Origin of the sequence: Thiomicrorhabdus sediminis (assembly GCF_005885815.1) — a bacterium.
Lineage (GTDB): Bacteria > Pseudomonadota > Gammaproteobacteria > Thiomicrospirales > Thiomicrospiraceae > Thiomicrorhabdus > Thiomicrorhabdus sediminis.
In genome coordinates this window covers 18,362-44,365 of sequence record NZ_CP040602.1, presented here as the reverse complement: position 1 = coordinate 44,365, position 26,004 = coordinate 18,362, and the positions used below count along the sequence as shown (strand labels likewise).

Annotated in this window: 23 protein-coding genes; 8 read left to right on the top strand and 15 right to left on the bottom strand. The window is 44.1% G+C overall.

The features are described from left to right. Nucleotides 1-6: 6 nt before the first annotated feature. Nucleotides 7-930, bottom strand: coding sequence for a hydrogen peroxide-inducible genes activator (locus FE785_RS00190; RefSeq protein ID WP_138563234.1), 924 nt, complete (start codon nt 928-930; stop codon nt 7-9). Nucleotides 931-1,319: 389 nt separating this feature from the next. Between FE785_RS00190 and FE785_RS00185 the strand changes: the two genes are divergently transcribed. Both FE785_RS00185 and recQ read left to right on the top strand, forming a co-directional pair. Further along, a complete protein-coding gene (locus tag FE785_RS00185) occupies nt 1,320-1,922 on the top strand; it encodes a nitroreductase family protein (RefSeq protein WP_138563232.1) in 603 nt (200 codons plus the stop codon). Nucleotides 1,923-2,066: 144 nt separating this feature from the next. Next, the gene (recQ, locus tag FE785_RS00180) at nt 2,067-3,863 is read left to right on the top strand and encodes a DNA helicase RecQ (protein WP_138563230.1); all 1,797 of its coding nucleotides are present in this window, start codon (nt 2,067-2,069) and stop codon (nt 3,861-3,863) included. On the opposite strand, the gene FE785_RS00175 is transcribed toward recQ, so the two are convergent. The 5 genes from FE785_RS00175 to FE785_RS00155 all read right to left on the bottom strand — a co-directional run bounded on the left by FE785_RS00175 (nt 3,864) and on the right by FE785_RS00155 (nt 10,013). Beyond that, entirely contained in the window at nt 3,864-4,205 is a 342-nt protein-coding gene (locus FE785_RS00175) for a hypothetical protein (RefSeq protein WP_138563228.1), read from the bottom strand. Between the two features lie 76 nt (nt 4,206-4,281). Then, a complete protein-coding gene (locus tag FE785_RS00170) occupies nt 4,282-5,937 on the bottom strand; it encodes an acetolactate synthase large subunit (protein ID WP_138563226.1) in 1,656 nt (551 codons plus the stop codon). Between the two features lie 169 nt (nt 5,938-6,106). After that, the gene (locus tag FE785_RS00165) at nt 6,107-6,757 is read right to left on the bottom strand and encodes a thiol:disulfide interchange protein DsbA/DsbL (protein ID WP_238696276.1); all 651 of its coding nucleotides are present in this window, start codon (nt 6,755-6,757) and stop codon (nt 6,107-6,109) included. Nucleotides 6,758-6,759: 2 nt separating this feature from the next. Then, nucleotides 6,760-7,938 (bottom strand): c-type cytochrome biogenesis protein CcsB, encoded by a 1,179-nt coding sequence (gene ccsB, locus FE785_RS00160; protein WP_138563224.1) that lies wholly within the window; start codon nt 7,936-7,938, stop codon nt 6,760-6,762. Between the two features lie 14 nt (nt 7,939-7,952). Then, the gene (locus tag FE785_RS00155) at nt 7,953-10,013 is read right to left on the bottom strand and encodes a cytochrome c biogenesis protein ResB (RefSeq protein ID WP_238696274.1); all 2,061 of its coding nucleotides are present in this window, start codon (nt 10,011-10,013) and stop codon (nt 7,953-7,955) included. Nucleotides 10,014-10,310: 297 nt separating this feature from the next. Here FE785_RS00155 and yihA point away from each other — a divergent pair, with 297 nt between their 5' ends. From yihA to FE785_RS00135, 4 genes are all read left to right on the top strand, one after another. Next, nucleotides 10,311-11,009 (top strand): ribosome biogenesis GTP-binding protein YihA/YsxC, encoded by a 699-nt coding sequence (yihA, locus tag FE785_RS00150; protein WP_138563222.1) that lies wholly within the window; start codon nt 10,311-10,313, stop codon nt 11,007-11,009. Between the two features lie 138 nt (nt 11,010-11,147). Beyond that, the gene (locus tag FE785_RS00145; protein ID WP_202978309.1) at nt 11,148-12,047 is read left to right on the top strand and encodes an AraC family transcriptional regulator; all 900 of its coding nucleotides are present in this window, start codon (nt 11,148-11,150) and stop codon (nt 12,045-12,047) included. Nucleotides 12,048-12,193: 146 nt separating this feature from the next. After that, nucleotides 12,194-12,652, top strand: coding sequence for a (2Fe-2S)-binding protein (locus FE785_RS00140; RefSeq protein WP_138563220.1), 459 nt, complete (start codon nt 12,194-12,196; stop codon nt 12,650-12,652). Between the two features lies 1 nt (nt 12,653). Further along, nucleotides 12,654-14,843 carry a xanthine dehydrogenase family protein molybdopterin-binding subunit gene (locus FE785_RS00135; protein WP_138563218.1) on the top strand — a complete coding sequence of 730 codons (2,190 nt, stop codon included), beginning with the start codon at nt 12,654-12,656 and terminating at the stop codon, nt 14,841-14,843. 71 nt (nt 14,844-14,914) lie between these two features. On the opposite strand, the gene FE785_RS00130 is transcribed toward FE785_RS00135, so the two are convergent. Together FE785_RS00130 and polA are read right to left on the bottom strand one after the other, a co-directional pair. Further along, a complete protein-coding gene (locus FE785_RS00130; protein WP_138563216.1) occupies nt 14,915-16,282 on the bottom strand; it encodes a GGDEF domain-containing protein in 1,368 nt (455 codons plus the stop codon). Between the two features lie 42 nt (nt 16,283-16,324). Further along, nucleotides 16,325-19,147 (bottom strand): DNA polymerase I, encoded by a 2,823-nt coding sequence (polA, locus tag FE785_RS00125; RefSeq protein ID WP_138563214.1) that lies wholly within the window; start codon nt 19,145-19,147, stop codon nt 16,325-16,327. 153 nt (nt 19,148-19,300) lie between these two features. On the opposite strand from polA, the gene FE785_RS00120 reads away from it, so the two are divergent. Together FE785_RS00120 and tsaC are read left to right on the top strand one after the other, a co-directional pair. Beyond that, a complete protein-coding gene (locus FE785_RS00120; RefSeq protein WP_138563212.1) occupies nt 19,301-20,245 on the top strand; it encodes a homoserine kinase in 945 nt (314 codons plus the stop codon). Between the two features lie 69 nt (nt 20,246-20,314). Beyond that, complete coding sequence (tsaC, locus tag FE785_RS00115) at nt 20,315-20,875, top strand: L-threonylcarbamoyladenylate synthase type 1 TsaC (protein WP_138563210.1); 561 nt, start codon at nt 20,315-20,317, stop codon at nt 20,873-20,875. On the opposite strand, the gene rluF is transcribed toward tsaC, so the two are convergent. The 7 genes from rluF to FE785_RS00080 all read right to left on the bottom strand — a co-directional run bounded on the left by rluF (nt 20,872) and on the right by FE785_RS00080 (nt 25,943). Next, nucleotides 20,872-21,849, bottom strand: a complete 978-nt coding sequence (rluF, locus tag FE785_RS00110) for a 23S rRNA pseudouridine(2604) synthase RluF (RefSeq protein WP_138563208.1) — start codon at nt 21,847-21,849, stop codon at nt 20,872-20,874. The genes tsaC and rluF overlap by 4 nt on opposite strands. Before the next feature lie 103 nt (nt 21,850-21,952). Continuing rightward, entirely contained in the window at nt 21,953-22,777 is an 825-nt protein-coding gene (locus FE785_RS00105) for a M48 family metallopeptidase (RefSeq protein ID WP_138563206.1), read from the bottom strand. 3 nt (nt 22,778-22,780) lie between these two features. Further along, on the bottom strand, nt 22,781-23,569 hold the full coding sequence (locus FE785_RS00100) for a DUF4197 domain-containing protein (RefSeq protein WP_138563204.1): 789 nt from the start codon (nt 23,567-23,569) through the stop codon (nt 22,781-22,783). Between the two features lie 69 nt (nt 23,570-23,638). Further along, a complete protein-coding gene (locus FE785_RS00095; protein WP_168188877.1) occupies nt 23,639-24,337 on the bottom strand; it encodes an EAL domain-containing protein in 699 nt (232 codons plus the stop codon). Next, nucleotides 24,282-24,572, bottom strand: coding sequence for an EAL domain-containing protein (locus tag FE785_RS00090; protein ID WP_138563200.1), 291 nt, complete (start codon nt 24,570-24,572; stop codon nt 24,282-24,284). Before FE785_RS00090 ends, FE785_RS00095 begins: the two co-directional genes overlap by 56 nt. 104 nt (nt 24,573-24,676) lie before the next feature. Further along, on the bottom strand, nt 24,677-25,003 hold the full coding sequence (locus FE785_RS00085; RefSeq protein WP_168188876.1) for a diguanylate cyclase domain-containing protein: 327 nt from the start codon (nt 25,001-25,003) through the stop codon (nt 24,677-24,679). Between the two features lie 46 nt (nt 25,004-25,049). Beyond that, the gene (locus FE785_RS00080; RefSeq protein WP_138563196.1) at nt 25,050-25,943 is read right to left on the bottom strand and encodes a cache domain-containing protein; all 894 of its coding nucleotides are present in this window, start codon (nt 25,941-25,943) and stop codon (nt 25,050-25,052) included. Nucleotides 25,944-26,004: the final 61 nt, after the last annotated feature.

The window sequence follows — 26,004 nt, the reverse complement described above, 5'->3', positions numbered from 1 at the left end:
ATGAAATCACTTTTTAATTAATTCACCGGGAAACTCAATCTGTTTGATCGCCTTTTCAAAAAGATCAAAAACTTTATCTCTTGTATAGGTTTTACGCCATGCTAGAGCAACTTTTCGGGTTGGTACAGGGTCTTGTAGTGTTTTTATAGAGAAAAGCCCCTGGTCACGTTCTGAAAGCGATGTGGCAGGTACAATCGAACTACCTACACCCGATGCGACCATATAACGAATCGTTTCTAAAGAACTGCCTTCGAAGGTTTTCTGTAACGCAGCGTGATTATAACTATTGTTCTGCAATGTCGGAAAGGCTTCTACCACCTGATCCCTGAAACAATGACCTGAACCGAGTAACAATATATTAGTATGAATTAGATCTTTAGCGGTTAATAGAGCGGTTTTTTCTGCCAAAGGGTCATCATTGGGCACGATTGCCATAAAAGGCTCTTCATAAAGCTCTAAGGTCTCTATATTGGCTTCTTTGAAAGGTAATGAGAGTATAACTAGATCCAATTCACCATTCTGCAGCTTTTCACTCAATACCGTAGTAAAGTTCTCTTCAATGATCAAATGGGTATCAGGAGCCAGTTTTTTAAGGATTGGAACCAACTTAGGTAACAGGTATGGTCCTATCGTATAAATAATCCCTAAGCGCAGTTCGGTATTCAGATCATCAATTGAATCCTTAGCTATCTGTTTAATCTGCTGAGTTTTCTCAATGATATTTTCGGCTAATAGAATGACCTGTTCACCGATAGGGGTAATCAGAATATCTTTTTTTCGTCTTTCAAATAACGAAACGCCTAACTCTTCTTCAAACTTTTTAATCGCTACACTAAGAGTTGGTTGACTGACAAAACACATTTCGGATGCTTTACCAAAATGTTTCGCTTTCGCTAAAGCAACAATATATTTCAGTTCACTTAAAGTCATTGGTTATTTTCGCTGGTTGTTAATGACGTTCGCTTTTTAATAAGCAAAACGTCAAATGAGGTGTGAATTGGATAATTTCGTGTTGTTAGTTATATAGTATTTTTTTATATATACACTTCTTTGTTATTCTTATTAGGTTAATAAACTTTGTAGATAAAGAACAATTCAATTAGTTTATCAAATAGTTAGCTTGTGACTAAGTTGTGTGTAGGCTTTTTGAGAAGTGCTGTGAATAAATGTGCGTCAAATGTGGATAAAAAAAGCCTTTATAATATTTGCCATAGTTATCCACAATTATGCCCAATTTATCCAAAGGCATTTTGAATAAAATAGCCGCTGTCTGTTTTTGCACAGGACTTGGCTAGCAAAACTAATTTTAAAGGATCTTTATGACATCGTCGGCCATTCATTCAGAACAATTGTTAAAATTTATTTTGAGCCGTAGAACCTGTTATCAGTTCATTGATAAAGCGCTCGATAAAGAGCAGCTCAATCAATGTATTCAAGCAGCTATCAGTGCGCCTAACCATAAACTAACCCAACCTTGGTTTTTTTATATAGTGGGTGATCAGACTGCTCAATCATTGTCGCATATTTATGCTGATAACCGGGCAAAGAAAAAAGCCGGTGATGATTTGGATTGTTATCAGATTATGTATGACAAGGCGATTGCCAAATATAACGCTATTCCGCAGGTGGTATTGATAACGCAAAACCTGGCAGATGATGAAGTGACACGTCAGGAAGATTATGCTGCTTGCAGTTGTGCGATTCAAAATATGCAGTTAATGGCCTGGTCTTTGAATATCGGTATGCAATGGAGTACCGGACCGATTATCAATGACGAGAGAACCTATCAATTATTATCTATAGATTCGTCAAAACAGCAGATTATCGGCGCTATCTATATGGGCTATACCGAGCTTGATTGTCAGGCTAAAAATCCGCTTAAGCGTAAATCGGTTGATCAGGTCAGCAGGTATTTAAAATAATTTCATTAAGGCAATATTTAATGGGGTTTTACATTGCAATAAGACCTTAATTGCTCTAAATTAGCCGACAATTTCATGTCCGACATCTTGTGATTTTATGATCACAAAATTCATTTTCAGCATTAAAAGACTTTCATAAACTTTATGTCTCATTCAGCCATCGACGTTCTGCAGTCGGTTTTTGGCTATAGCCAATTCCGCCAGAATCAGCAGGAGATCATCAACGATCTATTACAAGGCGACGATTGCTTTGTATTAATGCCGACCGGGGGCGGAAAATCGCTCTGTTATCAGATACCGGCATTGATGCGCAATGGTACCGCTATAGTGGTCTCTCCACTGATTGCCTTAATGCAGGATCAAGTTGCTGAATTGCGTGCCAATGGTGTTGCCGCAGCCTATTACAATTCAAGTTTGCAGGCAGAAGAGGCCAATCAGGTATTGAGCCAACTACACAATGGTCAGCTCAAATTACTTTATGTTTCACCGGAACGTTTATTGAGTGGCAGTTTTATTCAACGCCTCCAGCAATTACCGATTTCATTATTTGCTATTGATGAGGCGCATTGTATTTCACAATGGGGACATGATTTCCGACCGGAGTATCGTCAGATAGGACAGTTACGTGAATATTTTTCACAAGTGCCGTTTATCGCTTTGACCGCAACGGCGGATCGAGCCACTCGTCAGGATATTTTGCACAGGTTGCATTTCCATAGTCCGAAGGTGCATATCAGCAGTTTCGATAGACCGAATATACGCTATAGAGTGGTGGAAAAAAACAATCCGAATAAGCAATTATTGGCGTTTTTGCAAGAGCACCGTGATGAAAGCGGAATCATATATGCTTTGAGTCGAAAGCGCGTTGAAGAGGTCGCCGAAAAACTCAAACAGCAGGGCATTAATGCCAAGGCATATCATGCCGGTCTGCCTGGAGAAATTCGGCAAAACGTGCACCAACAATTTATACGTGATGAAATCGATGTAGTGGTCGCTACGGTCGCATTTGGTATGGGGATCAATAAACCCAATGTACGTTTTGTCGTGCATTATGATCTGCCAAAAAATATCGAAGGTTATTATCAGGAAACCGGTCGTGCAGGGCGTGATGGCCTGGAATCGGAAGTATTGTTACTGTTTGGTATGCAGGATGTCGCCACCGCGAAACATTTCGTTGAGAACATCAGTGATGAAGAACAGCGTCGTATCGAGAATTTCAAACTCTCTAGTATGGTTGATTTTGCCGAGGCGCAAACCTGTCGCCGTAATGTGCTATTGAATTATTTTGCCGAACTCAGCGATAAATCCTGCGGTAATTGCGATATTTGCCTTAATCCTCCAAAACTGTTCGATGGCAAAGTAGCCGCACAGAAAGCCTTATCTTGCGTGTATCGATTGAATCAAGGATTCGGTAGTCGTCAGGTAATCGATGTGTTGCGCGGTTTGGATAATGAAAAAATCCGTAGTCAGGGGCATGATCAATTGAGTACCTATGGTATCGGTAAAGAATATTCGGCGCAGGAGTGGTCGAGTATTCTGCGTCAATTGATTCATCGCGGCTATTTATATCAGGATATTCAAAATTATTCGGTTCTAAAGCTGACAGAACGTTCTGGAGAGGTTTTAAAAGGTAAGGTAGAGTTGCAACTGGCTTTAGCGCAAAAAACCGCTACAAACATCGCTAATCGTAAATCGCCAAGAGACAGTCTTTCTGGTAAAGATAAGCTTCTTTTTGAAGAACTCAGGCAGTTGCGCAAGGAAATTGCGGAATATGAAGATATTCCCGCTTATCAGGTATTTGGCGATGCTTCTTTAGTGGAAATGGCTCAACAGCGTCCGAATGACGATTATCAGATGTTGGCGATCAGTGGTGTCGGAGAAGTCAAACTGGCGCGTTTCGGTTTTGAGTTTTTAGCTCTATTGCGCCAGTATCAGGACTGATTACAGATTAATCAGTTCTTCGTCATCAGCAAAAGTGTTCGCTTTGTTACTTATATTACGAATGGTTTTCTTGAATAGAATCTTATTCTGTACCGGATCCGGTAGATCGGTGAACAGAATAATGTTTTTATCGATTAATACATCAACTAAATCTTCGATAATTCGGACCATATCTAAATCCAAACGATCCAGTACTTTCTGTACGATTTCATCACTGTTAGGGGCATGTTCGATAAAGTCTTTCAAAGCCGGATCATGCAGACTGATTTCCTCACGGCCTTTACCTGGTGAGAATTCGATATTTTCGATATCGCCGGCCGCATTTCGTTCGATATAAAGCATAAAAATTTCCGTTTAATGATTAACTTAAAGAATAAGGAATTTTAATTATTCCAAGCAGTTTAGCATGTTTATGGGATTAATCATCGATTTCAGATAGTACATTACCCAATAGCGCTGTAAGACGATCGTTTTGCGAATAATCGACCGGACAATCAATCACTGTAACGGTCGGTGTTTTCAAGGCCGATTGCAAGGTAGGCAGCAATTGCTCAGCTTTTTCAATGCGCACACCTTTGGCGCCGAACGATTTGGCATAATCGACAAAATCCGGATTTTTAAAATCGATATAGGCAGAACGGCCGAAACGGCGTTGTTGTTTCCATTCGATCAAGCCGTATTGGCTGTCGTTCCAAATCAAAATCACGATTGGTGTTTCACAGCGTAAAGCCGTTTCGATCTCTTGTGAATTCATCATAAAACCGGCATCTCCGGTGACTGCGACCACGCCTTTTTCGGGGTAAGCCATTTTTGCGGCAATCGCCCCCGGCACGGCAATCCCCATACCGGCAAATCCATTGGAGATAATGCAGGTGTTGGGTTTATCGCAGCGGAACATACGCGCCATCCACATTTTATGGGCGCCGACATCACTAATGGCGATATCGTCCGATTTCATCGCGGTACGCAAATCCCAAATGATCTTCTGCGGCAGCATCGGCCAAGCATCACTATCTCGACAGCGATCCATTTCATTTATCATGGCCTCGCGCAGCAGGAATTCGATATGGGTTTCGCTAATCGGTTCATCTAACATTTCGTTTAAAGCTTCACCCATAGCGACCAGATTAGGACCGATATTACCGATCAATTCGATTTCTGGAATATAGCGGTTATCGACCTCCGCTTTTTTGGTGTCGATATGAATGATTTTGTGCTGACGGTTCGGATTCCACAGATGAGGGTGGTATTCGACCATATCGAAGCCGACACAGATAATCAGGTCGGCTTTGGCAAAACCGGCATTTTCATAATCCCCTTTTTGCAAACCAGCGGTACCCATTGCCATATCGCTATAAAACGGCACGATGCCTTTGGCCATAAAGGTATTCACCACCGGGATTTTATGCTGTTCGACAAATTGCTCGATATGTTTACCGGCACGTGCGCGCACCGCACCATTACCAACCAGTATTAACGGGTTTTTCGCCTGTTTAACCAGTTCGGCGGCATCTTTTAATAGATTACGGTCGGCAAAGGTCAAACGGTTGGTACTGGCCGGTAACGGCAGTTCATCGGTATGCATTTCGGTAATGTTTTCAGGCAGGTCGATAAAGGTCGCTCCCGGTTTTTCCGCCTGCGCCAGCTTAAAGGCTTTACGTACCACTTCCGGGATGGTTTCCGGTTCCAGAACCTGAGTGGAGTATTTGGTAATCGGTTTGAACATCGACACCAGATCAACTACCTGGTGAGATTCCTTATGCAAACGGGTGGTGCCTGCCTGCCCGGCGATAGCCACCAATGGCGCATTATCCATATTGGCATCGGCGACACCGGTGACCAGATTGGTGGCGCCCGGCCCAAGGGTCGACATACATACCCCTGGTTTGCCGGTCAAGCGGCCATAGACATCCGCCATAAACGCCGCGCCTTGTTCATGTCGGGTGGTAATGAACTTGATATCGGAATCCAGTAGAGCATCCATAATATCGAGATTCTCTTCACCGGGAATACCAAAGATAAATTCGACTTCTTCATTTTCCAGACATTTGACAAATAGATTGGCGGCTTTCATAACAGACTCGCTTTAAACGGATTATTTCTTGGTCTTTGAATTATAGGCAAATTAACGCCGAGAATGAAACTAAAGCTGATTGGGCTTTAATGGTTGCAGCGCGCCATAAATAAAAAACGGCCAATTAAATTGCTTTAATTGACCGTTGCAAACAGGTTTTAACCTAGTGTTATTTGTTGCTTAGATCATCAACAATTTGCCACATCTTATCGCGGCTACCGGCCATAGGCACATCGGTAAGGTATTTACCGTTAACAACAATAGAAGGTACACCTTCAATACCGTAGTCACGCGTCAGTTTTGCCGCGCGGCGAACCAGTTGATCGACCTTGAAGCCTTTGAACATATTCAAGAAATCTTCTTCCTTAACACCGAACTGGGTGAAGAACTGAGCAATTTTTTCCGGTGTGAACAGTTCTTTTTTATCACGGTGTAAAGCGTCAAAGAAGGCGTTGTGTGATTTATCCAGTACACCTAACTCTTTGGCGGTGTAGAAAACACGCGCCATAAAAATCCAGTTAGGGTGGTTAAACACGACCGGCATACGTTCGAAATGCACATCATCGGCTTTGGTCTCCAACCATTTGTGCAGGCTGGGTTCCAGGTTATAGCAGTGCGGACAGGTGTAACCAAATACTTCGATTACCTGTTTTTTATGCGGTGCGATAGACTGTGGTACAGGAATATTTTTAAATTCAACACCACCCATCAGATCCCCATGGTTATGACCGGCATGGTCACCGGCAGCCATAGCAGTGTTTAACCCGAAAAAGCTCAATGCAAAAACCAAAAAGCTTTTTGTAATCAATTTTTTCAACATACTTACAGTTCTCCGTATGAATGCAGACCAGAAAGGAACATGTTCACACCAAGGAACGCGAAAGTGGTGACAAACAGACCGATAATCGCCCACCATGCCATAGGTTTACCGCGCCATCCTTTGGTCATGCGAATATGCAACCAAGCCGCATAGTTAAGCCAAACGATTAACGCCCAAGTTTCTTTAGGGTCCCAAGACCAGTAACCACCCCAGGCTTCGGCGGCCCACATGGCGCCAAGAATCGTTGCTATAGTAAAGAAAGCGAAACCAAGCGAGATGGTTTTATACATCAAATCGTCCATTACCGACAGCTTAGGCATTTTGGTTGCCATTACACCGTCAGGGTTTTTTGCAGCCGCTCTTTCTGTCAATAGATAAGCGATACCGATCATTGCCGCGATAGAGAAGGCACCATAACCAACAAAGTTTGCCGGTACATGTATTTTCATCCAATAACTTTTCAGCGCCGGTACCAGCGGTTGGATTTCATGGGCACCGCGATCGAATGTATACCAAAGCAGGAACGCTACGGCCGAACTGATAATCAACATAACAAAACCACCTAGTGAGCGGGTTTTGTACTTCTGTTCGTAATACAGGTAAATCAATGCTGTCAGAACAATGAAAAGAATGAAGACTTCATACAGACTACTGACCGGGATATGACCGTAATCAGGGTTGATGATATAAGACTCGCGCCAGCGAACCATCATACCCACCAGACCGAATATCGCACCGGCCCAAACCAGAACGGTCGAAATCTTAGCGGTATAGTCGGACTTGGCGAATAGGGCAAAGAAATATGAGAAAGTCGCCAATACAAATAGCGCACTCATCCACATAATTGCGGATTGGCTCGATACCAGGAATTTCAAAAAGAAAGCCTGCTCATTGGCGGTAATCACATTGCCGTGGCTGTTGTAGGTCCATAAGGCGATAATGGATAAACCGGCAACCCATAATGAATAGGGCTGCAGACTCGGCCAAAAACGACCTAAAGCAATCAAACCGATTGTTGAACCGATTAGAATTCCGACTTCATAAACATCCATTAAATTGCTGTAGTGCATCCATGAATAGATGGCACCGGCAATAACCAATAGTGCCCATACAACCTCTTTGATTGATATTGCAGAACTATTGGAATCTTTAAATTCATCCATGTAATTTTCAGTTTGCATAGTCTTTGCCCTATTTATCCATTTGTTGGTTGCGGCTTATCAGCTGCGGCCAACTGTTTTTCATTATATTTTTTGACCTGGTCAACCAAGTCATCAAATTCATTTTTCGCCTCTGGCAAGTCTTTATTGTCTTTACAAGCCATAGTCACATCATTACCGTCTTCATTCGGTTTAACCAAAATCCAGGTACGGCGCTGTCTAACATAAAACAGGAAGAACACACCGATTGTCAGCATCGCACTACCGAAGTAAACCACATCTTTACCTGGAGACTTGGTGATCTGTAGACCGGTGGCCTGAATATGCTCAAAATTGGCAATTTCAAAATACATCGGCGGCCCGTAAGCACTTAAGCCGTTGATCGCATTCAGAGCGTCTTCAAACCAAACCTTATCAAAGTCGTTGATCTCGGCATTGTGATCGGCAACACGACCTTCTTTAACCAATAAATCCATATACAGCGTCTGCAGAATAAAACTGGTTTGACCATAGTAGTATTCCGATACACGCTCTTGTTGGTCTTTAGGCACATTCTTATTTACAAATTGAGTGATGCCGGAAAAACCTTTATTACGGAATAACACAACCAACTGTTGTAATAGACGCGATTGGGTCTCATATTCTTTCATACTGAGGTTTTGATCGCGAGGGTAAAGAGTGGTCAGCAAATCATAAGTATTTTGCGGATTATTGATCATCTGCAAGAATTTGAAGAAACGCTTGTTCTTACGCTCGGCATCGGCCGGAATAAACATATATCTGAAAGGTTCGACATTGCTGGTACGCACACCACTCATAAAGAACCAACGGCCGTCCTGCTTATTTGGAATCATGTAGTTTTCATATTCCCAAGCCTTACCTTGGTCATTACGTACCTTAAAGATAATGGTCGGACCATTATTCTGCATCTTATGACCGGTCTCTTTCAGGCGCTCTTCCGAAGATGGCACAATGTTATGCATCTTAAAGTCGTTAAGTTCGACTCTGAAAGTACCGACCGGGGTCTTTAAGGGTTCGACACTATTAATGGTGGTATCGAGCTTCAAGTTATTTTCAACCGGTGCCATCAATGGGTGAACGATTAAATTCAATTTGGTTCCACCGTCACCGAAAGAAGACTGATAAATCGCATAGTTTTTATAATACAGCGGTTTATTGACTTCAATGGTCTGGCGAATCGGTTCGTCCAAATCTGGAGCGGTCAATACCAGATCACTCTCAAACGATTTCGGCATACCGGTATCGTAATATTCGATACGGAAGTTTTCATTTTTTACCGTAAAAGGCAATTTTTGCGCTAAGAAACCGTTGCGATAAGGCAAAAACAGCATATCGGTGGTATCACCTTCCGGAACATTTATAGTGCCGCGGAAAGATAGGTTATCTTCACTTAACCAGGCTTCTTTATAGATTTCATCCAATGGAACCGAACGCGTTTCGGCTTTTAAAGAACCGGTCAATTCACGGTATTTCAGCAATAGGTCACTATCAAGCAAGGCGCCGACACAGATAACGATAATCGAAATATGGGTGAAAAAATAACCCAGTCGGTTCCAGCGCCCCTTAAGACCGGCAACCATAACTGAGCCATCATCGCGCTGTTTGATTTTGGTTTTATAGCCATTGTGCTGCAATAAAGCCTGAGCATAGCCTTGCTGCTGTTCAAGCGAGATTTGAGTAGTGAACTCAGCATGGTGAGGCTGGTGAACCAAGGCGCGTTGTGACAGTTTTTCACTGTACTGTTTCATGTCTTTGGTGAAAGTAGGGGTGTGGCGGGTTACACAAACACTGGTTGAAACCAGCAGGAAGACCAGAACCAAAACAAACCAAGCGGCTCCATAGACATGATAAAGGCCTAAATCATTGAATACCTGAGACCAGAAAGGGCCAAATTTCAGTACATAATCTTGCAGGGTTTCGTTCTGTTTAAGAACGGTACCAATAACCGACGCGATCGACAGCATAACCAATAGGGTCACCGCCAGGTTCATAGAACCTAAGAAGTTTAGCCATACGCGGCCACTGAGAATCGATTTTGTGGAAATATTGCTGGGTTGTGTTGTTTTATTTGTCATAACGGCCGTGTTAAATCTATTGCTGGTCAATGGTTCTGCCATAGGGCAAAAATGTATTAAATCGCTTTTTTATTTGGTTTTTTTGTATTGATAAAAACCTTATAAACAAAGGGTTTTATCGGTTTTTTTCAGCACAAAAATGACCAGGCTGACGAATTAAAAAATAGGATAGAGTATATACCTATGTAAATCATTGATAAAGTATTAAAATACCTTGCTAGTGCGCAGATTGAGCCGTTTTTCTGGTAATTTTTGCGTAAATCAAAACCTTAACCAATAAAATCATTGGAAAACTTCATGCAGCATCCGCTCTATCAAAAAGCCGAATACCTAAAAAGTGTGCCGACACTGGATCTTTGTCCTGAAGAGATCGTCTATGAAGTGGCTTTTGCCGGGCGTTCCAATGCCGGTAAATCCAGTGCCTTGAATGTCATCACTTCACAAAAGAGTCTGGCGCGTACCTCGAAAACGCCGGGGCGCACTCAGCTAATCAACTTCTTTCCGGTAGACGAAACTCGTGCTCTGGTGGATTTACCGGGTTATGGTTTTGCCAAGGTCAATATCAACACCAAGCGTGCCTGGGAAGCCGGTTTAAGTGAGTATGTCGAGAAACGCGAACAGCTAAAAGGGCTGATTCTATTAATGGACTGCCGTATTCCACCAACCGAAATCGATCTGCAGATGCTCGATTGGACGGCAGAGATCGGTCTGCCGGTGCATGTGTTATTGACCAAGGCTGATAAATTGAAGAAAGGCCCTGCCAAGGCGCAGTTGATGCAATTGAAAAAAATGCTCAAAGCAGAGTATCCGCACGCCAGCGCACAATTGTTTTCATCATTGAAAAAAGACGGTTTGGATCAAGTCTGGCAACAACTCGACACTTGGATGGAATATGAGCGCCCGGTCAAGGAAAAAACAGAAGACAGCGGTAAAGCCAAAAAACCCGCACCTAAAAAGAAACCGAAAACCAAAGGCAATATTCGTCGTTTCAATTAAAACTTGCCTAAATCATCAGTAATTAAAAAAGTGCATCTTGCCATTGAGATTAATTATTGAAAATAATCGTAATTTCGCTAACCTTTTATTATCAATAATTGTCTATTTCTACAAATCTACAGTGGTTGCGGGGGTGAGATGCAGGCAGATCAGATCAATCATAATCGGGAAATCCTGTTGAAGCACCTTCTCATGATTGAGAAGGGTTCGGCGCAGATTCTCGACGCCTTCAAACCGCTTAGTTTCTATATTAACGACAAGCCTACAGAGATGCTTTCCATACTTTATGAGCCATCACTGTGTATTATTTTGCAGGGAGAAAAAGAGGTTGGTATCGGTAATAATCTGATTCGTTATGACGCCAATCAATTTCTTTTGGCTTCCATGCATACGCCGGCTAAAGTCAGAATCGCCAATGCGAGTAAAGAGCAGCCTTATATCGGCTTTACCTTAAATTTCTCGATCGAACAGATTTTTGATGTCATTAAAGAGATGGAACCCAGAGAGGCGGTCAGTCAAAGTAGTGATAACGGTCTTTATTTCGGCAAATTGGAAAACCATCTGTTAGAGCCTATTGTCAGGCTGTTTAATACCCTCGAATCGCCGGAGCAAATTAAGGTTTTGGCGCCTTTGTATATGAAAGAGATTCTCTATTACTTATTGCAGGGTGAAAGTGGCTGTTTTATCCGCCAGTACCTGAAAGAAGGCCATTCCGCACAAAAGGTGTTGGAGGCAATCAGCTTGATCAAAAACCGGTTTTCGCAGAATTTGAATATTAAACAGCTCGCTGAAAATGTCGGTTTAAGTGAGTCTTCCCTATACGCCAGTTTCAAAAAAATCACTACCATGAGTCCTTTGCAATTCCAAAAGACCCTACGTCTGCAAGAGGCCAGAAATATGATTCAATTTCAGAGTTTTAGTGTTACCGAAACCGCTTATAAAGTCGGCTATGAAAGTCCTTCCCAGTTCAGTCGAGAATATTCCAGAATGTATGGTCTATCCCCCAAAGCCGATGCCATGAAAATGGCACAGGCCTAACTAAGCCAATTTATTTTTGGAGTTTTGTGCAAAAAAAACGTAGAAATAGATATGTTGTCTGAGTCTACGTAATTTTATGATGACAGCAGTGTCTTATCGATAATCCCATCCCTCTTATCAATTAGAGGAAAAAAGGAGACTTGGTTATGAAGCTGTCACTTAATGTCAATGACCAGCAATACAATCTAGATGTTGATGCGGATACGCCTTTACTCTGGGTTATTCGAGATCACCTCAAACTCAATGGAACAAAATTCAGCTGCGGGAACGGCTTATGCGGTGCCTGTACGGTTTTATTAGACGGTAAAACCGTGCGCAGCTGTTCTTATCCGGTATCGAATCTCAAAAATCAAAAAATCACCACCATTGAAGGCATTGACAGCGATCACCCTGTCGCTCAGGCATGGAATCAGCTCGATGTGCCGCAATGTGGTTACTGTCAGTCCGGACAAATCTTATCTGCGGTGGCGTTATTGGATCAAAATGCCAACCCAAGCGATGCCGAAGTCAAAAAAGCCATGAATAACCTATGTCGTTGCGGAAGTTATCCGGAAATCAAAAAAGCGGTTGATTTGTCGACAGAGCTAAAGAGCAAGGGGGCATAAGATGCAGGACTTAATGAAAAAAAGCATGAATTCATCACTGTCGTCAGCAAATGCACTTCAGGTTGAAGTATTAGAACCGCAAAATATGGCCAGACGTGATCTTTTCAAAGCCGGTTTATTGGGGTTAGGTGGGCTGGTGTTAGGTTTCAGTTTGCCTTCAGCACAAAAAGCCTATGCGAAAACGGAATCCGTAGCTCAAAAGTCATATCCCGTCAAAGCTTGGTTGCAACTTGATCATCAAGGCGGTTTGAATCTGGTGATTCCGGTCTCAGAAATGGGACAGGGATCGCAGACTGCAATAGCCATGATACTTGCCGACGAATTGGGTGCCGACTATGACAATATTTCGGTTCAATCTGCATTGAATAGTTCCATATACAATAACCCGGCATTCGGTATGCAGTTGACCGGTGGTAGTACCGCCGTTAGAGCTTGGTGGCAACCGATGCGAGTCGTTGGTGCGACCTTGCGAGAAATGCTGGTTATGGCAGCAGCCCAGCAATTAAAAGTTGATGCATCTGGCTGTAAAACTATGGCAGGTAAGGTCATTCATTCCGCTTCAGGTCAGGAAGTGGCTTTTGAGCAACTCATTGATATCGCCAGCAAGCTGGTGCCTCCTGTTAAACCAATGCTAAAGGACGCTAGTGAATATCGATATATCGGCAAACCTATGCCTCGAGTTGATACCGCCGCTAAAACCGATGGTTCAGCGGTGTTTGGTATGGATGTCGTGCTGGATGATATGTTGATTGCCACAGTGGCACAATCACCGGTTTTTGGCGGTGAAATCGACAGTTACGATGAAGCCGCAGCCAAGTCTGTCAAAGGTGTTAAGGCTGTAGTCGAGCTGAATAACGGCATTGCCGTGGTCGCTGATAGTTATTGGCAGGCTAAAAAAGGCCTGGATAAGCTCAAGCCGGTTTTCAAGGGTGGCAATACATCGGGTTTAAATACACAGTCGATTGAGCAGCGCTTACAGAAAGGGTTGAAAAAAACCGGTGTCGAGGTGAAAAAATCCCAATCGGTCTCGGTTTTTGCCGAGCAACACCAAGCAGTCTATCAAGCGCCTTATCTGGCGCATACGACTATGGAACCAATGAATGCCACCGCTCATGTCACCGACTCCAGATGTGAAGTATGGGCGCCAACGCAAAACCAGGCGATGACCGCTAAGATTGCCGCCGATATCAGTCTGTTACAGCCTGATCAAGTGGTAGTGCATACCACCTATTTAGGCGGCGGTTTCGGTCGTAGAGCCTTTGTCGATTATGTCGCTCAAGCCGTTCACCTCTCAATGGAGATGGAACGTCCGGTTAAGGTTATCTGGTCACGTGAAGAAGATATCCAACATGACTTCTATCGCCCAGCGGCGGTATGCGGTTTTGATATTAAAACCGATAAAAAAGGTATGCCATTGGAGTGGCAGGTAAAAGTGGTTTCCGATTCGCCTATGGCCAGTTTTACCAATGGATCATCGACAATGATCGATAACTCTATGTCGGAAGGCTTGGCGGACCAGGAATACCAAATTGGTAACCTGGGTTTATCGGTTGTGCGCGAGGATATGAAAATCCCTGTCGGTTTTTGGCGTTCGGTAGGCCACTCCTATAGCGGGTTTTTCATGGAAGGCATGCTCAATGAATTGGCGCTAAAAGCCAAGCAAGACCCCTTCGATTACCGACGCGCTTTATTAAAACCCGATTCTCGGACTGCCGGTGTGCTTAACCATTTGGAGCGCTTATCCAATTGGAGAGTTAAAGCACCAGAAGGTGTGGGAAAAGGCGTTGCTCTGGTCGAGAGTTTCGGCAGTTTCGCCGGGCAGGTGGTTGAAGCCCGACTGGTCAATAACCAAATCAAGGTCGATAAAGTTTACTGCGTGATTGATTGTGGTTTGGTCGTCAATCCGGAAATCGTCAAGCGTCAAATCAGCTCTGCGGTGATTTACGGTTTGACCGCAGCGTTAAAAGGCAAGGTACATTTAGAGGGAGGTGCCGTGGTTGAAACCAATTTCGATAACTATCCGATGTTAACCATGCAGGAAACACCGGATATCATTGTTGAGATTGTCGATAGCCATAATGCACCAGGCGGTTATGGTGAACCGGGCGTACCGCCGATTGCACCGGCATTGGCGGCGGCCGTAAGCCAGTTAACCGGCAAAACCTATCGGGAACTGCCTATTAAGGTATAGTAGTCTGTTAACCACCCAAGCCCGTTTGGCATTTGGAGCGGGCTTGGCAACTTTTTAAAGAACCTAAATGGTTAATAACTCACTTGGTTTTTTCCGTTATTTTTCGATTGGTAAAGTTTTTCATCGGCACGCTTGATAACCTGCATATAGTCAGGATGATTGGCGAACTCTGCAACACCCAAAGAGCAAGTGACGGTTAAGCTTTTGTCTGCTTGATGCGTTTCTATGATGGATTGCTCCAGTTTTTGACGTAGCTTTTCAGCGATATGAATTGAAGTTTTCAAATCTGTTTCTGGTAAAAGTATCAAAAACTCCTCTCCACCATATCTGAATATATAGTCAGATACGCGAATATTCGTTTTCAAAATTTTTGAGACATGTTTGATAACATCATCACCAACCTGATGACCAAATTGATCGTTGATGAGTTTGAAATTATCGATATCCGCCATGATAACTGAGTATCTGGATTGCATTTGCAAAGCGATTTGAGTTTCTTTCTGCATAATAGGATCTAAGAAACGTCTTTCAGTCAGTGAAGACAGAGCGTCGAGTTGATTAGACTCATGAAGGTTAGCATTTGCGATTTCGGTCAATAAGAAATTCAATTCGGAAATTTTCTTTTGCAGCAAAAGAATGGCTTCGGAACGGTTTTCTGTATTTTGAGAAATCTCTATATGAATTTGCTCTATTTGATTGACTGTGTCGTTGATGGGCTCTAAAAAGGACGGTTTGTTAACATATTGCGGTAGTTTATGAATAATCCATAACACGACATCGTCTTTGTTGATTGAACGAAATTTATACTCTTTATTTGATGCCAGCACAGCCATTAAGTTGGATAGCCATTTATAGGTTTGTGATTTTATACCTTCGATTTCCAGAGCGATTTCCTGCGCCGACACATGCCCTTTGTACTCTTGCGCGATGCGTTCATTCTCAACCAAGTCTTTCAGATATGATTGATCGATGATGGCCAGACTTGCTGACAAAATCGCATCGACAAGGATAATGGCGCGGTTTTTCATCTCCTTGTCTAGTTGAGAATCGAGAATGGATAAAAATACCGTATGTTTAATTAGAAACATGGCTGAATCGACAAGGTCCATGGGGATGTCTATTCGAGCATGAACCTCACCAATAAGATATTGTTTGTCTATCAATGTTGGAATATCCGTTTCTGATTTTGGAGAAAGGACATCCTCAATCCAGGATTTAAGTTCATTTTTCAAACGATCCTGTACCATTTGTTCAGAAAGAAATTTCTTGGATTTCTCAAAACTGGTCAACTCATTATAAAAACGTTCAACTGCACTTTCTGTACACCCATCAATGATTTGGCTGATACCGGCTAATACTTGGTTATTTTGTTTGCTATATAAGTTTCGTAAGTGATACTTTTTTAAGCCGATACCTGTTTTAAAAGTTGTTGCTGGCATATGAAAAGCCTCATTTTAAGTATTCAATAATTTCATTGAGGGTTAGTGAGCCTCATCCCAATTATTACCCTGACCGATTTCAACAATCAGTGGCACATCGAGCTTTAAAGCGCCTTCCATAAGCTCTTTAATGTGCGGTCTCACGGCATCGATCTGGTCTTCCTTGACCTCAAATACCAATTCATCGTGTACTTGCATAATCATTTGAATATCGAATTCACAGTCTTTTAGCCAGGCTTCGATTTTTATCATCGCGGTTTTGATAATATCGGCTGCGGTTCCCTGCATAGGTGCATTGATCGCGGTGCGTTCGGCGTATTGTCTTAATTGGCCGTTACGCGCATTGATATCCGGCAGATAGAGACGTCGACCCATCAGGGTTTCAACATAACCGTTGGCCTTGGCGAAATCCTTGGTACGATCCATATACTCCAACACACCAGGGTAGCGTGAGAAGTACAGGTCGATATATTCCTGCGCTACGCCACGCGGTACATTCAATTGTTTGGCCAAACCAAATGCCGACATGCCGTAGATTAAACCGAAGTTAACCGCCTTGGCGCTGCGACGCTGTTCTGTAGTGACTTCGTTTAACTCAACACCAAAAATCTCTGCAGCGGTGGCTTGGTGGATATCTCGGCCTTCGGCGAAGGCGGTCAACAATCCATTATCGGCGGAAAGATGCGCCATAATTCTTAACTCGATTTGCGAGTAGTCGGCGGCGATTAGCTTATAGCCCGGACGAGCGATAAAAGCCTGACGAATACGACGGCCTTCGGCGGAACGAATAGGGATATTCTGCAGGTTCGGTTCGGTTGATGACAAACGCCCGGTGGATGCCACGGCTTGCTGGTAAGAGGTATGCACACGGCCGGATTTCTGTTCGATCTGCTTTGGTAGAGAATCGGTATAGGTCGATTTCAGTTTTGCCAAAGAACGGTATTCCAAAATCAGATTGGGCATTTCATGGCCTTGCTCGGCCAGTTCCACTAAAACTGGTTCAGCCGTTGATGGTTGGCCCTTTGGCGTCTTCTTAATAATCGGCAGTTCCAGATTCTCAAATAGGATGACCTGTAACTGCTTGGACGAGTTCAAATTGAAGTTCTCTCCGGCCAGTAAATGCGCTTTTTGTTCCAGTTCAGTCAGCTTGGCGCTGATTTCTTGACTTTGTTTGGCAAGCATCTCGGTATCCAGTAAGACGCCATTACGCTCCATGTGAGCCAAAACTGGCATTAAAGGCATTTCTATGTCGTTAAATACGTTCACCAAGCTTTGTTCTGCTGTTAATTGCGGATAAAGTGTTTGGTGTAGCTGTAAAGTGATGTCCGCATCTTCAGCTGCATAATGTGCGGCGGTTTCAATCTCAATTTGGTTGAAAGTCAGTTGTTTTTTACCTTTACCGGCAATCTCTTCAAAATGGGTGGTGCGGTGATTCAGGTATTTCAGTGCCAGGTCATCCATATTATGACGGGTGGCAACACTGTTCAGGCAATAAGACTCCAACATGGTGTCGAACTTCATACCTTGAAGTGTGATACCGTGATTTTGCAGCACATGCCAATCATATTTTAGATTTTGACCACATTTAGCGACATTTGGATTCTCTAGAATAGGTTTTAGGCGATTTAAGGTGTCATTTAAATCCAATTGTGCCGGGGCGCCTTCGTAATCGTGCGCCAATGGAATATAACAAGCCAGGTTGCCGGCTTTATCCGGGTTTTTTACCGCCAGACAGATACCCACTACTTGAGCTTGTTGAGTATTCAACGAGGTGGTCTCGGTATCGATCGCGAATAGCTCGGTATTTTCAATCAATGCCAGCCATTTATTGAACTGTTCTGCGCTAAAGACCGTTTCATACTGGCTATCGGCTTTTTCGGCAACAGTGGTTTCTACCGGATTCGTTTCATCTGGTTGGGCGGATTTTTTGGTTACCGTCTGGCTATGTGCTTTGGCACCATTTGATTTCGAGAAAGGTGTTTCGCCTTTCATCACCTGATTTAACCAGGTGCGTAGCTCATATTCGCTGAATAGTTCTTGTAAACGCTGCAAATCAGCGGGCTGACGCTGAATATCATTAAGGCCAATCGGTAGGTCGCAATCAAGGCGAATTGTGGTCAGTTCTCGTGATAATTTAAGTTGATCGAGGTTGTTGCGCAGGTTTTCACCGATTTTCCCGCCGATCATCGGCGCATTTTCCATCAAATTATCGATATTGCCGAAAGAGGTCAGCCATTTGACCGCGGTTTTCGGCCCGCACTTTGGAATGCCCGGGATATTGTCGGCACTATCACCGACCAGAGCCAGGTAATCGATAATCTGGTCGGGACGCACACCGAACTTTTCCACGACACTATCCGGAGTGGATAAGGTGTCGTTCATGGTGTTGATAAGCGTGACATGTTCATTGACCAGCTGTGCCAAGTCCTTATCACCGGTGGAAATCAAGGTATCGTGCTCAACTAGGCTGGCTTGATGCGCCAAGGTGCCCATGACATCATCGGCCTCGACCCCTTCTATGCAAATTAGCGGCAGGCCTAAGGCTTTGACGATTTCATGGATCGGTTCGATTTGTGAGGCAAGTTCTTCCGGCATTGGCGGGCGGTGCGATTTATATTCGCTATACATGTCATGGCGAAAGGTTTTTCCCTTGGCATCGAAAATCACCGCCATTTTTTCCGGCTGGTACTGTTCAATCAGTTTACCGAGCATATTGATGACACCGAATATCGCCCCCGTCGCATCACCTTTAGAGTTTGTCAGCGGCGGCATGGCATGGAAGGCTCTGAAAAGGTAAGAAGAACCGTCCACCAAAATAAATGGGCTGTCAGGGTTAAAGGTGATTGCTGAATTTGATTCGGTCATTTAACTTGCTCGTTGTGATAGAATTTGCATCGTTATGGATTACATAACATGTTACTTATTTGAATAGCTCGGACTATTCTACCGAATAACTTTCTATCTATTAACCTTGTATTGATTATGGGTTAAAGATATCTAGTAAAGAGACGAAACTTTATGTCTGTTTATACAGTCGTTGAGACGCATCAATTGGAAGCGTTTTTAGAAGACTATGATGTGGGTATTTTGGAGTCGTTTGAAGGCATCAGTGCCGGTATTGAGAATACCAATTATTTTGTCACCACCAATAATCACGGTCAAATTGAGCAGTTTGTCTTAACGATTTTTGAGCACCATAGCTTTGAAGAATTGCCATACTTTTTGAATATTATGGCGTTTATGGCCGAACACAATATTCCGACAGCGCACCCTATGCCGACCAAATCGCACAGCTTTTTGAAAGAGTTGTGCGGTAAGCCTGCGGCCTTGGTCGAAAGACTGGTGGGAAGCGGTGTGGAAAACCCATCTGTAGCCCAGTGTGGTGTCATGGGAGGCCAGTTGGCGAAATTCCATATCGCCGGTCAAGCTTATGAGCAGCATAGAGACAATGACCGTGATATCGGTTGGATGAGCGCGACCTTTGCCGAAATTCGTACCCGTCTTGAGGAAGACGAGTGCAAGATGATTGAAAATGAATTGCGTTTTCAGGCAGGTACCGATTGGCAGAACCTGCCAATGGGGGTGATCCACGCCGACTTGTTCTGTGACAACGCCCTGTTTGTTGGCGATACCTTATCGGGCATTATCGACTTGTATTATGCTTGCAATGGCCCTTTGCTTTATGATTTGGCGGTCATGGTCAATGATTGGTGTCGAGTGCATGATGATGACCCAGCGCGTATCGCATTTGATCAAGAGCGAATCGATGCGATGTTGTCCGCTTATCAAACCCAGCGTTCTTTGACCGATGATGAGCTGAAAGCTTGGCCGTCGGCATTACGTTTGGCGGCATTGCGCTTTTTCCTGTCGCGTTTGAAAGACAAACATATTCCGCGAGAAGGGGAAATGACAATGATTAAAGACCCTAATGTGTTTAAGCGAGTATTACAGCTGCACCAGTAAGTTTTTGCTTTATCGGCTTAAAATCGGCGCTTTGCAAGGCGCCGTTTTTGGTTTAAATGAAGAATAAATATGACAGACACCAGTTTACAGTCACAAATCGATCAAGCGGTTGCTTTACTGAAGCAAGGCCAGACCATCGCCTACCCGACCGAAGCCGTATTTGGCCTGGGTTGCGATCCATTTGACAAGCAAGCGGTTGAAAACCTGTTTCACGTGAAGCAACGTCCTATGGAAAAGGGCGTCATTCTGGTGGCGGCATCTATCGAGCAGATTCAAGATTATGTTGAGCTGTCGGGTGCGCCTTGGCAAAGCAAGGTGGAAAAGAGTTGGCCGGGGCCGGTGACTTGGGTGTTGCCTTTAAAGCAAGCCATGCCGGATTGGGTGACGGGAGGACGTGATACGGTGGCAATTCGTGTTTCGGATCACCCTGTGGTGCAGGCGTTGTGTGTGGCGTTTGGCGCGCCGATTGTCTCGACCAGTGCGAATATATCTTCATTTGAACCGGCTAGAAGTTGTGTCGAGGTTAAGCAGAGCTTTGCCGATGAGGTGTTCTGTATCGATGCGCCTTTAGGTGGTTTGGCACAACCTACTCAAATCTGGGATGCTCGGACACAAACCCAACTTCGTTAACGGCGTTTTGATGAATTGGTAGATTTGCCGTTCTGTTTTAGTCTTCTGTTATTTTGCGCTCTGCTCTTATTCGCACCCGGTTTGTTCTGGTTGGCACCTGCTTTATGGTTTGCTTTGCGTCTGTTTTGCCTTTTCGGCTCAGCTTGATCTGTTTTGTTCGTGGTTCTTGGCTGACGCATCGTTTTATTGAGGTTAGACGGCGTTGTCTTTTTCTTGGGATTTGCTGCGTTGGCATGACTTGAGGTTTTACGAGAACCGGCCAAAGCCTGATTCAGTTCGATCATTTCCTGCTCATTCAAATGGCGCCATTGACCCGGTTTCAGTCGACCTAGATCGACATTCATAATGCGCACGCGTTTCAGTTTCATCACCTCATAGCCGAGATATTCGCACATACGGCGAATCTGACGATTCAATCCCTGAGTCAAAACAATGGTAAAGATGAATTTGCTATTTAGCGTGACCTTGCAGGGTTTGGTGACAGTGCCTAAAATAGGAATGCCTGCGGCCATCTTCTTGGCGAAATCCTCATTCAATGGTTTATCTACCGTGACCACATATTCTTTATCGTGGGCGTTTTCCGCACGCAGAATCTTATTGACGATGTCGCCATCGCTGGTGAGGAAAATTAGTCCTTCGGAAGGTTTATCGAGACGTCCTATCGGGAAAATACGTTGTGGGAAGTTGATTGCATCGACAATATTGCCTTTTACCTTGCGTTCGGTGGTGCAGGTAATGCCAATCGGCTTGTTGTAGGCGATATAAACACGGTCTGTCTTGTCTTTGGCGACCGCCTTGACCAATTTACCATCGACGCGAACTTCATCTTTATCGAAGACCTGAGAGCCAAGATCCGGTTTGTTACCGTTAAGGGTGACGCGATTTTGTTCAATAAGACGGTCGGCTTCACGGCGTGAGCAGAAGCCGGAATCGCTGATGTATTTATTAAGGCGTTTGCCCGCAGAGTCGGTCATGGGGGATACCATTTGATGATGAATTTATTGCAACCCATTGACTGAGTCAGTTATACAAGCATTGGCAGGCAAGCGTGGCTCGCCTCAACGGTTGAGATGAATTTTAACGCTTTACCGCCTGTAAAAACAGAGGTTCGACAATTTTAGCGTAGCGTTTCAAATCGGCAATACGGCTACTGTGCGACGGGTGTGTACTGAGCAGTTCCGGTGGTTGGCCTGACGATTTTTGTTGTGCCATCTTTTTCCAGACATTGATTGCCGCATAAGGGTTGTAACCGGCACGAGCAGCGAGCTCAACGCCCATTCTGTCGGCTTCGACCTCATGGGTACGGCTATTTGGCAGGGAAACGGTGACATCGAGCGCCAGCGATGCCAAATCCATTGACGGGCCTTGAATACCGGTTACCGCTCCGAGAACACTCAAGCCGACACTGCTGACAACCTGTTGCGAGGCGCGTTCACGTCCATGTTCTCGTAACGCATGGGCGATTTCGTGTCCCATAATGGCAGCGATCTCATCATCGGTTAAATTCAGTTTTTTAATGAGCCCGCTATAAAAGGCGATCTTACCACCAGGCATACACCAGGCATTGAGTTGGTCTGATTCGAGTACATTCACCTGCCAGTCCCAGCTCGGCGCATCGCTACGGAAAACCGCGGTCTGCGGGATAATATCGTTGGCAATGCGCTTTACTCGACTGAGCATCACCGGGTCTCGGTTGAGTTTGCGTTTGTCCGAGGCCTGTTCAAGTACATCGTTATAGGCAATGGAGGCGCCTTTGGTCATCTCTTGCGGTGAAATCAGCAGCAGTTGTTCTCGATCGACACCAACGCTGCCGCCTTTGGTGCTGTTCGAGGTACATGCCACCAAACTCAAACCCATCAAAACGGCAGCGGCCAATCGGGATAAGGTAGCGATACTAGACATGAATCAATTCCCAAATACTTTTTTCAAAAGTTCAGTTGACTGTTTAAGCGGATCCTGACGAATCGCAGCCTCTTCTTCAGCAATATAATAGAACATTCCATCCAGTGCCTTGCTGACAACATGATTGAGTAAGTCTGTTTTCACGTCCGGTACAAAAGGCAGGTCTTTGTATTTGCTGATGGCACCGTCATAGGCTTGGATGGCGCCCACCTGGTTTAGCGTGTTTTCAACAATGGGTTTCATTTTCTCGGTCAAGGCGGGGCTGGTTTTGCCTTTCAGGTATTGGGTAGCACTATCTTGTGGGCCCTTGTAGATTTTTTGCACATCCTCAAAAGTCATCTGGCTGATGGCATCCAAAAACAGCTTTTTTGCCTCCGGTGTGGCGGCTTCCGCAGCGCGATTGAGTTTGAGCTCAACATCATCCATATAGGAACCCATACCAAAACGATCCAAGGTGGATTGCACGGTTTGCAGATTTTTCGGCAAAGGGATATGAATTTTCGGGTCGGCATTAAAACCGTCCTTGACACTGAGTTGCTCAACCACAACTTTAGAGCCTTGCGATAAGGCTTGTTTAAAGGCGGTTTCGATATCGGTATTGGACAGGGTGTTACTGATTGAGCTGTTCTGTGTAGTGTTAGTGTCCGCGGTTCCTTGTAAGCTTTTAAGTAGCTCCGCTCCCTGTTCCCACCAGTTTGCCTGTGCAGGTGCTGTCAGGGTTAAGCTAAGCAGTCCTGCGAGCAGTAAAGATTGGGTTTTAAGGTTAACTGAGGTAGGTATCTGAGTCGGCATTGATCTCTCCGGAGCGGGCACTAATTTAGAGTCAATTTATCACAAACTGCTGATTTTGTAATGGTGAGATTAAGCGTTGTTTTCCGAGTTATTTATGTTGCTGTTGCCTATGTCCCTAATAAAATTTTTCAAATCGTTGATCCCCATGGGTTTGGCGAAATAATAACCTTGATACAGGATGCAGCCGTAACTGGTAAGTTTCTTTTTCTGTTCCAGCGTTTCGACCCCTTCGGCAACCGTGTACATACCTAAATCATTGGCGATTTGGATGATGTTGTTGATTAGAGTGGCGTCCTTGTCATCGGTAAGAATATCATCGACAAAAGCCTTATCGATTTTTAACTCTTGAATAGGTAGTTGCCTTAACAGGCTAAGGGAGGAGAAGCCGGTTCCGAAGTCATCCAAGGAAATAGACACGCCTTTTTTACGGAAGTTGTGGAGAATACCGAGAATAAAGTTCAGGTCTTCGATAAACAGGGATTCGGTTACTTCAATGGTGATATTGGTCAATTTGACGCCACTTTTCTCGGCAACCTTAATAAACTCTTCAAAGAAATAGGGCTGACTGAACTGCTTCAATGAGATATTGATTGATACTTGGAATTCTTGTTGCAGTTGCTGTTGCAGTTCGGCCATCTGTCGAAGAGAGGTTTGCGTGATGTAATGACCCAGTTCGGGCATTAAACCGATATCCTCGGCCACTTTGATAAATTCATTTGGCGGTACAAACCCCAAATCCGGATTTTTGCCAACGTACCAGACATTCAACACCGTAAAAGCGTCCTTCTCGGTCGATTTGCGGCTGGTAATTCAAATAGATTTCGTGGTTGGCAATAGCCTGCCTTAACTGGATCTCCATCTGTGTATGTTTGATTGAAGATTGGCGAAGCGATTCACTGAATACTTCCACCGAGTTTTTGCGTTTCTTAGCTTCATACATGGCCAAATCGGCTTGACTCAACAACACATTCAAATCCGCCTTATCGGCGGCAATTCGCGCCAAACCGATACTGGCTCCGATGGGTAAAGTTCAACTGGTCGATAATATAGCTGACAGAGATGGTCTGGATGATTTGCTGGGCGAGTTCGACATCATAAATGTGTTTATCAACCAGCAGCACGACGAATTTCGTCACCACCAAAACGGATAATATCGCCTTTGACACTAAGCTGCTGTTTGAGACGGTCTGCGACCTGAATTAACAATTTATCGCCGATATGATGGCCAAAGGTGTCGTTGACGTTTTTAAAGTTATCTAAATCGATAAACAGCAGGGAAATACTCGACGTCGCTTTGATGGTCTGGCTTTTAAAATGGTTTTCCAAATAATAGCGGTTGGGCAGTTCCGTTAAAGAGTCGTGCTCGGCCTTGAACTCAAGTGTGTGGATGGTCTGTTGCTCTTTTTTGCGCAATACATAAATAAATGTCGCCAATAAGAAAATGGTGATTAACAAGAAGATTAGGTAGATGGCTATCTCATTAAACAGTTTTGAATAGATCGCGGTGATAGGGGGTTTCTACCGTTACCCAATAAGCATATTTTGGTTCATACATTAGGCTTATCAAAACATGATTGCCAAAACCATTATGTGCTAAAGCTGTCAGGGGTGTTTTGGCAAGGTTCTCTTTAATGCCTTGCAGATTGTAATGATAGCGTTGCTGGAAATGGTCTGTAATTTCATTAATAGTTGTTTTCGCAACAGGTTCACTATAGAGCTTTTCAAAGCTGACTTGATCATCGTTGCTGGAAAAAATTCGGTAGTAACCGTGGTCACTAACAATACTGGTAACGGTTTGGTCGGCTAGAGTGACATCGATCTCATTGCGGATATTTCTGATATTCATTCCGGTGGAAATCATGGCGATGACTTTGCCGTCAATACGAATGGCTTTACGGAAAGGGGCTACCCAAGTATTTAAAGGCTTAAAATAGTAATTTTTACCGATAGCCATCTTATCGGTTTCTAGGGCTCTTTGAAAACCTTCTTTGGTTTTCGGGTGTCGGAGCAGGTTAGGTGTGCCCTCTTTTGTTACATTGCTGCTTGAAGCAATATAGCTTCCGCTTGCTGTGGTGACGAGAAATCCGGCCAAGTCGGGCCTCATAGCAAGGTTTTTGTCCAATAAAGCGCTAATGGCTTCAGGGCGTTCGAGCAGATAGTTTTTGATGATCTGTTCACTGGCGATATTCAGGATTAACTCTCGCTCGGCAACACGGTATTCAAAATGTTTGGAGATGGTCAGCAGTTTTTTTGCTTGTTGATCTTCGAATTCAGAGACCAGTTGTTCGTATTTGAAATGGGTCAGAGAGGCAATCAAAGAAAGGACTAAGACCGCAATAGCCACGCCATAGAAAGAACGAATGTGTAAAGTCATAACCAGTCAGCAAATTGTTACAGATATCTATCGAGTCATCTTAAGATTTAATTTGCGTTTA